Genomic DNA, 13,784 nt, shown 5'->3' on the forward strand with positions numbered 1-13,784 from the left:
GGCTTCGCCTTATCGGGCCTGCATCCACACGTCAGGCCCGGTAAACGCAGCGCCACCGGGCTTGTTTTACGCCTTCGGCACCTTCGCCAGGCTAAACCAAATCCCCGCCGCCAGAAGCAACAGCATGCCCCCCGCGCTGCCGAGCGCCACGCTGTGCGAGGTGATAAATGCCGTCTTCGCCGCCTCGATGACCGACTCCGCTAACGCAGGCGACAGATCCTGCGCCGCCTTCACCGCTTCGCCGATAGATGAGGACGCTTTATCCGCCACGGATGCGTTCAGCCCCTGCGGCAGGACAATCGACGCCGAGAAGCTGCGGGTCAACAGCAGGCCAAAAATAGCGATCCCGAGACCCGCGCCCAGCTCGTAGGACATAGTCTCGATAGCACCCGCCGCCGCGGCTTTCTCTTTCGGTGCCGCCGCCATAATCGCCGAGGTGGAGGCCAGCAGCGCGCTCGCCGCGCTAAAGCCTAACAGCACCATCAGGCACCACGCCTGCCACTGCTGGGTACTGAAATCGAGCATCGACAGCCCGATAAAGCTCACCGCGCTCAGCCCCATACCGCCAGCCGCCACAATGCGCAGCCCCAGACGCCCCACCAGCACACCGGCAATCGGGCCGCTGAATCCGCTGGCAACCATCACCGGCAGCATAAACATACCGGCGTCAAACGGCGTGAAACCGTGAACAAACTGCAACTCCTGCGCCATCAGCAGTTCGAAGCCGACCAGGGCGATCATGGCGGTCATCGCCATCACTACCCCGCTCAGGATGATGCGATGGCAGAACAGCCGCATATCGATCATCGGCACGCGGGCGCGCAGCTGGATACGTACGAAGATAAACAGCATCACCGCCCCGACAACCAGCGCAGAGGCCACCAGCCACGGAGAGAGATCGCCTTTCAGCGCCGTTTTCGCGCTATAGACCAGGAGTAAAATCGCCACAATCAACATGATCGCATGGCCGATATTCAGCGGCTGCTCGGGCCGCCCCTGCTGGGCAGGCACAAACCGGGCGGCGAGGGAAACCACCACCAGCACGATCGGCACGTTGATCAAAAAGACCGAGCCCCAGTAGAAGTGCTCAAGCAAAATGCCGCCAATCAGCGGGCCAAAGGCCGCGCCGCCGGACCCAACGGCCGCCCAGACGCCAAGCGCAATGTTGCGGTGACGGGCATCGGTAAACAGCGTGCGGATCCCGGCAAGCGTTGCCGGAATGATCATCGCCGCACCGATGGCCAGCGAGGCACGAGCAGCAATCAACCACCCTGCCGTCGGCGCAAAGGCCGCCGCCAGGGATGACAGGCCAAACAAGGTACTGCCGATCATCAGCAGTCGCTTAAAGCCGATGCGATCCCCCAGCGCGCCCATGGGCAGCACCATCCCCGCCATCACCAGCGAGTAAATATCAATAATCCACAGCAATTCATTGCCGCTGGCACCCAGCGTCATGCTCAATGTCGGCGCCGCCACGTGCAGCACCGTCGCGTCAATCGCTACCGGGATATACACCAGCACGATAATCACTAACGCTAACCACTGACGAAACATAAATATCCTTTTTATTTTGAAAACTGGACACATGTCCAGGCTGCGATCCTACGTAAAGTTGAACACTTGTCCAGTGCTTTGTTACACTTGTTTCATCCCCATTGAGAGTGAGAAAAAATGCGTTATCTGAGCAAGGATGAGCGACGGGAAGAGATTTTACTGGCAGCCATGCGCGTCGCGCTGAGCGAAGGACTGGCGGCCATGACGGTACGGAGGATTGCAGCGGAGGCCGGGGTCGCCACGGGACAGGTGCATCACCATTTCACCTCCGGTGGCGAACTCAAATCGCTGGCGTTCGTTCGGCTTATCCGCGAACTGCTGGACGCGGAAGTGGTCGGTGAAGACGCAAGCTGGCGCGAACGGCTGCGCGCCATGCTCGGCAGCGATGAAGGTGGTTTTGAACCCTATATCCGCCTGTGGCGCGAAGCGCAGATTCTGGCGAGCCGCGACAGCGATATCAAAGGCGCGTACGTGCTGACGATGGAGATGTGGCACCAGGAGACGGTCGCCATTATTAATGCAGGTGCAAACGCCGGAGACTTTACCCTGACCGACCGCGCCGAAGACGTCGCCTGGCGCTTGATCGGCCTGGTCTGTGGTCTTGACGGCATTTATGTTTTAAATATGCCTGAAATAGACGACGCCGCCTTTAATAAACATCTGGATAAAATGATTTCGCTGGAATTGTTTTAATACTCCCTCGGTGGTAGTAATTCCCACAAAAAGTTACAATTGGTAACACATAAAGCGACCCTGCTTTCCCATCTCCTTCTCCCGGGGTCGCTTTTTTATCTATCCTTTCAGAAGTATCCCAAAACATCCAAAAAATATATTTAACACCCTTCAGGCATTTGACTGTTTTCACTTAATTTTTTCTTCATTTAATTAAGCAAGAGGGCGCTATGTCACAACAAAGTGAGAAAAATAATCATTATCTTTTAAGTAACTGGAAACCGGAAAATGCGCAGTTTTGGGAGAATAAGGGAAAACATATTGCGCGACGAAATTTGATTATCTCCGTGGCCTGTCTGCTACTCGCCTTTTGCGTATGGATGTTATTTAGCGCCATTGCGGTAAATCTTAATAAAGTCGGATTTAATTTCACTACCGATCAGCTGTTTATGTTAACCGCGTTACCCTCTCTTTCCGGGGCAATATTGCGCGTCCCCTATTCCTTTATGGTGCCGATATTTGGCGGGCGTTACTGGACCGTCTTCAGCACCGTTATTCTGATAATTCCCTGCGTGTGGCTAGGCATTGCGATTCAGAACACCGCCACGCCCTACTGGGTGTTTATCGTGATCGCCCTGTTGTGCGGTTTTGCGGGCGCAAACTTTGCCTCCAGCATGGGCAACATCAGCTTCTTCTTCCCGAAATCCCGCCAGGGTAGCGCGCTCGGCATCAACGGTGGGCTGGGCAATCTCGGCGTGAGCGTCATGCAGTTACTCGCCCCGCTGGTTATCTTCCTGCCAATGTTCACTTTCCTTGGGGTTCACGGCGTGCCCCAGGAAGACGGCTCAACCCTGTGGCTGGCGAATGCCGCCTGGATTTGGGCGCCGCTACTGCTGCTGGCCACTATTGCCGCGTTCTTCGGCATGAACGATATCGCCAGCTCTAAGGCCTCGATTGCCAGTCAGCTTCCGGTTCTGAAGCGTTTTCACCTCTGGCTGCTGAGCCTGCTGTATCTCGCGACCTTCGGCTCGTTTATCGGTTTTTCGGCGGGTTTTGCCATGTTGTCGAAAACTCAGTTCCCGGACGTCAATATCCTGCACCTCGCCTTCTTTGGCCCGCTGATTGGCGCTCTGGCGCGCTCGGCGGGCGGCATGATCTCCGACAGGCTGGGCGGCGTACGCGTGACGCTGATTAATTTTATCTTTATGGCCGTGTTTAGCGCGCTGATCTTCCTGACGCTGCCCGGTAGCGGGTCCGGCAGCTTCATCGCGTTCTACCTGGTCTTTATGGGGCTGTTCCTCACCGCAGGCCTCGGCAGCGGCTCGACGTTCCAGATGATTGCGGTTATTTTCCGCCAAATCACCCTAAACCGCGTTAAGCAGGAAGGCGGAACGGACGAACAGGCGCAGCACGAAGCGGTAACCGAAACGGCCGCGGCGCTGGGCTTTATCTCCGCGATTGGCGCGGTGGGCGGGTTCTTCATTCCCAAGGCCTTCGGTACCTCGCTGGCGATGACCGGTTCGCCGGTGGGCGCCATGAAAGTGTTCCTCGTGTTTTACATCGTTTGTGTCTTTGTCACCTGGCTGGTTTATGGCCGTAAATCCTCACAAAAATAACAAAATAGTCTTTTGCCGGAGGGCGGTGCAGTGCTGTCCGGCAATGTTATCGGAGCAGGAGAAATGTCATGAGTAAACTGTTGGATCGCTTCCGTTACTTCAAAACCAAAGGCGACAGTTTCGCCGATGGTCACGGTCAGGTGTATCACACCAACCGCGACTGGGAGGACAGCTATCGCCAGCGCTGGCAGTTCGATAAAATCGTGCGATCCACCCACGGCGTGAACTGTACCGGCTCCTGTAGCTGGAAGATTTACGTGAAAAACGGCCTGGTGACCTGGGAGACGCAGCAAACCGACTACCCCCGCACCCGCCCCGACCTGCCTAATCATGAGCCGCGCGGCTGCCCGCGTGGCGCAAGCTACTCCTGGTATCTCTACAGCGCTAACCGCCTGAAGTATCCGCTGGTGCGCCGCAAACTGATTGAGCTGTGGCGCGAGGGGCTCGCCCAGCATATCGACCCGGTGCTCGCCTGGGATGCCATCCAGAGCGATCCGCAGAAAGCGCAGAGCTACCGCCAGGCGCGCGGACGCGGCGGGTTTATCCGCTCGAACTGGAAAGAGCTGAACCAGTTGATTGCCGCCGCCAACGTCTGGACCATCAAAAACTACGGCCCCGATCGCGTGGCGGGCTTCTCGCCGATCCCGGCGATGTCGATGGTCTCTTACGCGGCGGGGACGCGCTACCTCTCCCTGCTGGGCGGCACCTGCCTGAGTTTTTATGACTGGTACTGCGATTTACCGCCCGCCTCGCCGATGACCTGGGGCGAGCAGACCGACGTGCCGGAATCCGCCGACTGGTATAACTCCAGCTACATCATCGCCTGGGGCTCCAACGTGCCGCAGACGCGCACCCCGGATGCCCACTTCTTTACCGAAGTGCGCTACAAGGGCACTAAAACCGTCGCCATCACGCCGGACTTCTCCGAGGTGGCGAAGCTCAGCGATCAGTGGCTGGCCCCGAAACAGGGTACCGACAGCGCGCTCGCCATGGCGATGGGCCATGTGATCCTCAAAGAGTTTCACCTCGATAACCCGAGCGACTACTTCCTCAACTACTGCCGTCGCTACACCGATATGCCGATGCTGGTGCTGCTGGACGAGCAGGCAGATGGCCGCGTGGTGCCGGGCAGAATGCTTCGCGCCTCCGACCTGGCCGACGGCCTGGGTGAAGCCAATAACCCCGAGTGGAAAACCATCGCCTTTGACGCCGCCGGGGATCTGGTTGTACCGAACGGATCGATCGGTTTCCGCTGGGGTGAAAAAGGCAAATGGAACCTTGAGTCGCTATCTGCCGGTCAGGAGACCGAGCTGACGCTCTCTCTGCTCGACAGCCATGACAGCATTGCGGATGTAGCCTTCCCCTATTTCGGCGGCAATGAAAACCCGCACTTTCGCAGCGTGAAACAGGAGCCGGTGCTCTTGCGCCGCGTGCCGAGCAAAACCCTGACGCTTGCTGACGGCAGCCAGAAACGCGTCGTCAGCGTGTACGATCTGGTGCTGGCGAACTACGGCCTCGATCGCGGTCTGGAGGACAGCAACGCGGCGGTAAATTACGCCGACATCAAAGCCTATACCCCGGCATGGGGCGAGCAAATTACCGGCGTACCCGCCTGGCTGATTGAAAAAATCGCCCGCGAGTTTGCCGACACGGCGCACAAAACTCACGGACGCTCGATGATCATCCTTGGGGCCGGTGTGAACCACTGGTACCACATGGACATGAACTACCGCGGGATGATCAACATGCTGGTCTTCTGCGGTTGCGTCGGGCAGAGCGGCGGCGGCTGGTCGCACTATGTCGGCCAGGAAAAACTGCGGCCGCAAACCGGCTGGCTTCCCCTCGCCTTTGCGCTGGACTGGAACCGCCCGCCGCGCCAGATGAACAGCACCTCGTTCTTCTACAACCATGCCAGCCAGTGGCGTTACGAAAAGCTGACCGCGCAGGAGTTGCTCTCGCCGCTGGCGGACGCCACCAAATTCACCGGCCACCTGATTGACTTCAACGTCCGCGCCGAGCGCATGGGCTGGCTCCCGTCGTCGCCGCAGCTGAACCTCAACCCGCTACACATCAAAGCCCGCGCCGACGCGGCCGGAATGACGCCGCAGGAGTATACCGTTCAGGGGCTGAAATCGAGGGACGTCCGCCTCGCCTGCGAACAACCCGACAACGGCAAAAACCATCCGCGTAACCTGTTCGTCTGGCGCTCGAACCTCCTCGGCTCGTCCGGTAAGGGCCACGAGTACATGCTCAAGTACCTGCTGGGTACCGAAAGCGGCATTCAGGGGGAAGATTTAGGCTCGACCGACGACGTGAAGCCGGAAGAGGTGGAGTGGCAAACCGCTGCCATCGAAGGGAAGCTGGATCTGCTGGTCACGCTCGATTTCCGTATGTCCAGCACCTGCCTCTTCTCCGATATCGTCCTGCCGACCGCCACCTGGTATGAAAAAGACGATATGAATACCTCGGATATGCATCCGTTTATTCACCCGCTCTCCGCCGCCGTTGACCCTGCCTGGGAATCGCGCAGCGACTGGGAGATCTACAAAGGCCTCGCCAAAGTGTTCTCGGAGGTCTGTGTCGGCCATCTGGGTACCGAAACTGACGTGGTGTTGCAGCCTTTGCAGCACGACTCCCCCGCCGAGCTGTCGCAGCCGTTTGATATTCAGGACTGGCGCAAGGGTGAATGCGATCTGATCCCGGGTAAAACCGCGCCGGGCATCGCCGTTGTCGAACGTAACTATCCGGAAACCTACGAGCGCTTTACCGCCCTCGGTCCGCTACTGGATAAACTCGGCAACGGCGGGAAAGGCATCTCGTGGAATACACAGAAGGAGGTCGAATTCCTTGGCAAGCTCAACTACGTCAAGCTCGACGGCCCGGCCAAAGGCCGCCCACGTATTGAAACGGCAATTGACGCCTCAGAAGTGATCCTCGCTCTCGCCCCGGAAACTAACGGTCAGGTGGCGGTGAAAGCCTGGGAAGCGCTCGGGGAGATGACCGGACGCGACCACACCCATCTGGCATTGAACAAAGAAGACGAGAAGATTCGCTTCCGCGATATTCAGGCCCAGCCGCGCAAAATCATCTCCAGCCCAACCTGGTCCGGGCTTGAGAGCGAGCTCGTCTCCTATAACGCCGGGTACACCAACGTTCACGAGCTGATCCCGTGGCGCACTCTGTCTGGCCGTCAACAGCTGTATCAGGACCATGTCTGGATGCGCGCCTTTGGTGAAAGCCTGGTGGCCTATCGCCCGCCGATAGACACCCGCAGCGTCACCCACATGCGCGAAATCCCGCCGAACGGCTTCCCGGAGAAAGCGCTGAACTTCCTGACGCCGCACCAGAAATGGGGCATTCACTCCACCTACAGTGAAAACCTGCTGATGCAGACGCTGTCTCGCGGTGGCCCGATTGTCTGGATCAGCGAAACCGACGCCCGTGAACTGGGCATTGAGGATAACGACTGGATCGAAGCCTTCAACGCCAACGGCGCGTTAACCGCTCGTGCGGTGGTCAGCCAGCGCGTGCCGCCGGGCATGACCATGATGTACCACGCCCAGGAGCGCATCCTGAACATTCCAGGCTCTGAAGTGACCGGGCGGCGCGGCGGGATCCACAACTCGGTGACGCGCATCTGTCCAAAACCGACGCACATGATTGGCGGATACGCGCAGCTGGCCTACGGCTTTAACTATTACGGAACCGTTGGCTCCAACCGCGACGAGTTCATCATGATCCGCAAAATGAAAAACATTAACTGGCTGGACGGCGAAGGTCGGGATCAGGTTCAGGAGGCGAAAAAATGAAAATACGCTCACAGGTTGGAATGGTACTGAATCTCGATAAGTGCATCGGCTGTCACACCTGCTCGGTCACCTGCAAAAACGTCTGGACCGGGCGCGAAGGGATGGAATATGCGTGGTTTAACAACGTTGAAACCAAACCGGGTATTGGCTATCCGAAAAACTGGGAAGACCAGGACGAGTGGCAAGGCGGCTGGATCCGCGGCATTCACGGCAAGTTGACCCCGCGCCTCGGCAGCAAGCTCGGCGTCCTGTCGAAAATCTTTTCGAACCCGGTCATGCCGCAGATTGATGATTATTATGAACCGTTCACTTTTGATTATCAGGATCTGCACCGCGCGCCGGAGGGCGATCACCTCCCTACTGCGCGCCCGCGCTCGCTTATCGACGGCAAGCGAATGGATAAAATCGTCTGGGGGCCAAACTGGGAAGAACTGCTCGGCGGCGAGTTCGAGAAGCGCGCCCGCGACCGCAACTTCCAGAAGATCCAGAAAGAGATGTACGGCCAGTTTGAAAACACCTTCATGATGTACCTCCCGCGCCTGTGCGAGCACTGCCTGAACCCAAGCTGTGCGGCCACCTGCCCAAGCGGCGCGATCTACAAACGTGAGGAGGACGGGATCGTCCTGATCGACCAGGACAAATGCCGCGGCTGGCGTCTGTGCATCAGCGGCTGCCCGTACAAGAAAATCTACTTCAACTGGAAAAGTGGTAAGTCCGAAAAATGCATCTTCTGCTATCCGCGCATTGAGTCCGGCCAGCCAACGGTCTGTTCGGAAACCTGCGTGGGACGAATCCGCTATCTCGGCGTGCTGCTGTACGACGCGGATCGGATTGAAGAAGCGGCCAGCACCGAGCACGAAACCGATCTGTACGAGCGTCAGTGCGACGTCTTCCTTGACCCGCACGACCCGGCAATCATTGAAGAAGCGCTGAAACAGGGTATTCCTCAAAACACAATCGACGCCGCGCAGCGTTCGCCGGTCTACAAACTGGCGATGGACTGGAAGCTGGCCCTGCCGCTGCACCCGGAATACCGTACCCTGCCGATGGTCTGGTACGTTCCGCCGCTGTCGCCTATTCAGTCTTATGCCGATGCGGGCGGTCTGCCGCAAAGCGACGGCGTTCTGCCAGCGGTGGAAAGCCTGCGCATTCCTGTGCAGTACCTGGCAAACATGCTGAGCGCCGGTGACCCGGCTCCCGTGCTGCGCGCCCTGAAGCGCATGATGGCGATGCGTCACTACAAACGCTCCCAGACCGTGGAAGGCGTGACCGATACCCGCGCCATTGAAGAGGTGGGTCTGACCGAAGCGCAGGTTGAGGAGATGTACCGCTATCTGGCTATTGCCAACTACGAAGACCGCTTCGTGATCCCGACCAGCCACCGCGAAATGGCGCGCGACGCCTTCCCGGAGAAAAACGGCTGCGGCTTTACCTTTGGCGACGGCTGCCACGGCTCCGACACCAAATTCAACCTCTTCAACAGCAGCCGCATTGATGCCATCAACATCACCGAGGTGCGCGAACACGGGGAGGGAGAATAATGCAGATCCTGAAAATCATCGCGCTACTGATTGAGTATCCCGATGAGGTGCTGTGGGAAAGCCGCGAGGAGGCGCTTTCCCTTATCGAACAGGATGCCCCCGCGCTGCTGCCGTTTGCCCGGCAGCACCTTGGGGCAGCGCTGCTGGATAAGCAGGCCGAGTGGTGCGAGGTGTTTGAGCGGGGTCGCGCCACCTCGCTGCTGCTGTTCGAACATGTGCACGCCGAGTCCCGCGATCGCGGGCAGGCGATGGTCGATCTGATGGGCCAGTATGAGAAAGCCGGGCTTGAGCTGGACTGCCGCGAGCTGCCGGACTATCTGCCGCTCTATCTGGAGTATCTCAGCATTGTCAGCGACGCGGAGGCGCGCGAAGGGTTGCAAAACGTCGCGCCGATCCTGGCGCTGATTGGCGGACGCCTGAAGCAGCGCGGCGTGGCGCATTATCAGCTGTTTGATGCGCTACTGCGTTTTGCCGACAGTCGTCTCTCCAGCGACAGCGTGGCGCAGCAGGTTTCCGGTGAAAAAAGGGATGATACCCGCCAGGCGCTGGACGCCGTCTGGGAAGAGGAACAGGTGAAGTTTATCGAGGACAACGCCACATCGTGCGACAGTTCGCCGATGCAGCAATATCAACGACGCTTTAGCCAGGACGTTGCACCGCAGTATGTGGACGTCGGCGCCGGAGGCCCAAAATGACGCACTACCTCAACGTGTTTTTCTATGACATTTACCCCTACATCTGCGCCACCGTCTTTTTCATTGGCAGCTGGTTGCGCTACGACTACGGACAGTACACCTGGCGCGCCTCGTCGAGCCAGCTGCTCAGTAAGCGCGGCATGAACTGGGCGTCGAACCTGTTTCACATCGGGATCCTCGGGATTTTCTTCGGGCATCTGTTCGGGATGTTAACCCCGCACTGGATGTACGCCTGGTTTTTGCCGGTGGCCGTTAAGCAGCAGCTGGCGATGATCGCCGGGGGGATTTGCGGCGTACTGACGCTGATCGGCGGCTCTATGCTGCTGGTCCGCCGTCTGTTTAACCAGCGCGTGCGCGCCACCTCGACCACGCCGGATATCATTATCATGAGTATCCTGTTGATTCAGTGCATTCTCGGGCTGACGACGATTCCGTTCTCGGCGCAGTATCCAGACGGCAGCGAGATGATGAAACTGGTGGGATGGGCGCAGGGAATTGTAACCTTCAAAGGCGGATCGTCGGAAATGCTGAGCGGCGTAGCGCCCATTTTCCGCATCCACCTCGTGCTGGGCATGACCATTTTCCTGATCTTCCCATTCACCCGTCTGGTACACGTCTGGAGCGCGCCGTTCGAGTATTTCACCCGTCGCTACCAGGTGGTGCGCTCGCGCCGCTAAGTGTGTCGGGTGGCGGCTACGCCTTACCCGACCTACGTTCGAACCCTTGTAGGCCCGGTAAGGCGTAGCCGCCCCCGGGCTATCAGGTCAGAACGGCGTGCTTCCGCTTATGATTGAAACAACTAACATCAGAACTAAAACCGCCACGATGAGACCAAAAGCCAGTAACGCCGCATGAAAAGCGATCGTGGCCCCGGAAAAAAAGAGTGCCCCACTCACGGTCCATTTGTTCTCTTTACGAAGGCCACTAATGAAAGCAAGTCCAAGAGCCATGACAGATAACAGTATTCCGCTAGCGATCAGTAACCGGTCAATATCTACCGGTTTCTTTTTCGTCTCAACGGTCGGCTGCTCTCCTTTTAGACCAGCCATTATTCCTTTTTTTACCGCCGTAACCTTTTCAGCCACAACAACTTCAAGCGCTGTCGACTTCGTGGAAAACGGACCGAGGGTGAACTGAACTACTGAGAGAAGCAGTGCAATAACGCCGAGCAACATCCCCACTGAACTGAATTTATTCCGAATCAAGATTTCCATATCAGTACGCCTTTGACATTGTCGGGTGGCGGCTACGCCTTACCCGACCTACGTTCGAGCCTTTGTAGGCCCGGTAAGGCGTAGCCGCCACCGGGCTATTTTCCTGCCTGCGGATGCGTATCAAACCCCGCCATCACCGCAGACAATTCTGCTAGTGTAAAGCCGTGCTTCGGATCGTCAACCCCGAGACCAAACCGCGATTGCATCAGTTGATAAAGCGCCTGCGCGTCCGGCAAATGGATCTGCACCTCCACATGGCCGTTGTGCCAGTGCGTGAAGTTAAAATTAGTCAGCGTCAGCTTGCCGCCGTCCGGGAGATGGCGACACATCAACAGATGATGACGGAAGTGCGACTGCGGCCAGTGCGCGGACCAGAAGTTACCCATCACGTAATCGTTAAAGTACTGCGTCGCCAGGTCAAAGTGGTACATCGATTGCCAGTGATCATGATGGCGGAACTGCAGCACCCAGTCGTTACCTTCGCTTAGCAGGCGGTACAGGCCGTGCGGCGTACTCTGCTCCTCGTTAGCGAGTAAGCGCATGGGTGCCGTCAGCGTCTGTCCACCAAACCCGACATCCGCTATCCAGCGTTCGCCGTTCAGTTCGACCAGCAGTAAACGGTGGGTACGCGGCGGCATCTGCGGCGGATTCGCCAGCACCACCCGCCCCAGCACGCTGCGCACCGTAAACCCCACTTCGCGCAATACTCGCTCGAACAGGCCATTTTGCTCAAAGCAGTAACCGCCGCGGCGCGCGGTGACCAGCTTGTCGACCTGGCTTTGATCGTCAAGTTGGATCTCACGCGGCAATACCACATCGATATTCTCAAACGGGATCGCGCAGTTATGGTGTAAATGCAGCGCACGAAGGGTGTCGATATCAACCTGCGCGGGCTGTTGCCAGCCCGTGCGGGCAAAATAAGCACTCAGAAATGGGGACATGGTTGGCTTCCTTGATGTGATATTCCTTGTTTATAAACTATTTTACCCGCCCCATATGTGCAAATGTGCTTTTTAGCGCTGCTTAGCGCGCTGCATAATACCCAGCGCGCTAAGCATCAGGAGAAGCCCCGTCACCAGCGTCAGCGTCGCCATTGCCATGCCTTGCCCTACGGAGCCTTGCTCGAACTGCCGCCAGATAAACACTGAGACCGTCTGTGTGCCCGCCGGGGCCAGCAGCAATGATGTCACCAGCTCACGCGAGGCAATCGCAAACACCATCAGCATCGCCGCCAGCAGTGCGGGAGAGACGAGCGGCATCACGATATAGCGCAGTGCCTGAAACGCCGAGGCCCCGTGTACACGCGCCGCAGGCTCCAGACTCCCGCCCAATTGACGCAGCGCGCTGCCAACGTAGCGCACGGGCCACGGCAGCAACAGGCAGCAATACGACAGCAGCAAAATCACCCAGCTGTTATACGGCGAGACCGGCCAAAAGGACCGGTTCCAGAGCAGAATCAAACCGACGCCCACGACAATGCCGGGCAGCGCGGCGGGCATCAGCGAGAGCGCATCAAGCATTGCGCGCCCTTTTATCTTTTGCATTACCACCAGCCACGATGCCAACAGCCCCAGCAGCCCGGTAATGCATGCCGTCCCGAGCGCCAGCGACAGGCTGGTTCCCAGCGCCGGCAAAGCCTCTCCCTGCTGGCTGAACAGTGCCGCATAATGTGACGTTGTCACGTTATCAAGCGTTACCCCTCCTGATAATGTACCGAGCACGCCGGAGAGCGCCATCGATGCGCCGGGCAACAGCACCGCGACCGCACTCACCACAATCATCAGCACAACCATCGGAAGCGTATAGAGACCGGCGTTTGCCCCGCTGTTTTCGGTCGGCTTGCCGGTTATGCTGGTGACGTCATGTTGTCCGGTCAGTTTTTTCTGCATCGCCCAGGCACCAAGGGCAATGACCACAAGCACTACCGAGAGCATCGCCGCCCCGGACAGATCCACCGGCCAGTCGGCCAGCTTCTTCTCGATATCGGTGGTTAACATCAGCACGCCCGCTCGCGCCCCCAGCGCCGCCGGAACGCCAAACTCCTCAATTGCGAGGGTAAACGCCAGCAGCATTCCCGCCGCCAGCGACGGGGAGAGCATTGGCAGCGTGATGTGCCAGAACGCCCTGCCCGCGCGTGCGCCGTGCACCCGGGCAACCTGCGCCAGTCGCTGACCGCTCGCCAGCAGGCTACGCGAAACGGCAAAATAGACCACCGGGAAAATATTCAGCGCCATCACCAGCACGATCCCGGTTTTGCTGAACAGCAGACCGTTGAGGTTTATCCCGGTCAGCTGTTGCAGATACCCGTTGGTTTGCAGCACCAGCATCCATGAGAGCGCCGCGATATAGGGCGGCGTCAAAAACGGGATCAGGAAAAGCAGATCCCACAGACGCGGCCACGGCAGGTTGAACACCCCCCGCGCCACGCCCAGCGGAAAGCCGATCAGCGCGCTGACCAGCGCAACGCCTAACCCGACCTGCAGCGTTCCGCCCAACATGCGGGGCAACTGCGGCTCTGCCAGCAGCGTCTGTACACCGCTAAACGCGCCGCTGAAATTGCCAGCGCTGAACTGAGGAAATATCGCCTGCATAGCGATGAACAACAGCGGAGACGCCACGAGGACGACCAGCAGCGTCAGCGTCATGGCCGATAACATTCGTTGATTCACAGGAGCTTCCTGAA

10 protein-coding genes are annotated in these 13,784 nt (G+C 58.4%); 6 read left to right on the forward strand and 4 right to left on the reverse strand.

The annotated features are described in order from the left end of the window. Positions 1–66 precede the first annotated feature (66 nt). On the reverse strand, positions 67–1,554 hold the full coding sequence (locus QLG21_RS11455; RefSeq protein WP_282484440.1) for an MFS transporter: 1,488 nt from the start codon (positions 1,552–1,554) through the stop codon (positions 67–69). 117 nt (positions 1,555–1,671) lie between these two features. On the opposite strand from QLG21_RS11455, the gene QLG21_RS11460 reads away from it, so the two are divergent. From QLG21_RS11460 to narI, 6 genes are all read left to right on the forward strand, one after another. Next, positions 1,672–2,247, forward strand: coding sequence for a TetR family transcriptional regulator (locus tag QLG21_RS11460; RefSeq protein WP_137848645.1), 576 nt, complete (start codon positions 1,672–1,674; stop codon positions 2,245–2,247). Positions 2,248–2,456: 209 nt separating this feature from the next. Beyond that, positions 2,457–3,842, forward strand: coding sequence for a NarK family nitrate/nitrite MFS transporter (locus QLG21_RS11465; RefSeq protein WP_137848646.1), 1,386 nt, complete (start codon positions 2,457–2,459; stop codon positions 3,840–3,842). A gap of 68 nt (positions 3,843–3,910) precedes the next feature. Further along, a complete protein-coding gene (locus QLG21_RS11470; protein ID WP_282484441.1) occupies positions 3,911–7,651 on the forward strand; it encodes a nitrate reductase subunit alpha in 3,741 nt (1,246 codons plus the stop codon). Beyond that, positions 7,648–9,192, forward strand: a complete 1,545-nt coding sequence (gene narH, locus QLG21_RS11475; protein WP_006175398.1) for a nitrate reductase subunit beta — start codon at positions 7,648–7,650, stop codon at positions 9,190–9,192. Before QLG21_RS11470 ends, narH begins: the two co-directional genes overlap by 4 nt. Continuing rightward, positions 9,192–9,887 (forward strand): nitrate reductase molybdenum cofactor assembly chaperone, encoded by a 696-nt coding sequence (narW, locus tag QLG21_RS11480; protein ID WP_006175399.1) that lies wholly within the window; start codon positions 9,192–9,194, stop codon positions 9,885–9,887. Before narH ends, narW begins: the two co-directional genes overlap by 1 nt. Beyond that, on the forward strand, positions 9,884–10,564 hold the full coding sequence (gene narI / locus QLG21_RS11485; protein ID WP_006175400.1) for a respiratory nitrate reductase subunit gamma: 681 nt from the start codon (positions 9,884–9,886) through the stop codon (positions 10,562–10,564). The genes narW and narI overlap by 4 nt, the downstream gene beginning before the upstream one ends. A gap of 87 nt (positions 10,565–10,651) precedes the next feature. Here narI and QLG21_RS11490 read toward each other — a convergent pair whose 3' ends face one another. The 3 genes from QLG21_RS11490 to QLG21_RS11500 form a co-directional block, all read right to left on the reverse strand. After that, complete coding sequence (locus QLG21_RS11490) at positions 10,652–11,101, reverse strand: hypothetical protein (RefSeq protein ID WP_137848649.1); 450 nt, start codon at positions 11,099–11,101, stop codon at positions 10,652–10,654. A gap of 95 nt (positions 11,102–11,196) precedes the next feature. Then, on the reverse strand, positions 11,197–12,042 hold the full coding sequence (gene nhoA, locus QLG21_RS11495; RefSeq protein WP_282484442.1) for an N-hydroxyarylamine O-acetyltransferase: 846 nt from the start codon (positions 12,040–12,042) through the stop codon (positions 11,197–11,199). Between the two features lie 72 nt (positions 12,043–12,114). After that, positions 12,115–13,770 carry an iron ABC transporter permease gene (locus QLG21_RS11500; protein ID WP_282484443.1) on the reverse strand — a complete coding sequence of 552 codons (1,656 nt, stop codon included), beginning with the start codon at positions 13,768–13,770 and terminating at the stop codon, positions 12,115–12,117. Between the last annotated feature and the right edge of the window lie 14 nt (positions 13,771–13,784).

Source organism: Enterobacter sp. V87_3, assembly GCF_029967835.1.
GTDB lineage: Bacteria > Pseudomonadota > Gammaproteobacteria > Enterobacterales > Enterobacteriaceae > Enterobacter > Enterobacter cancerogenus.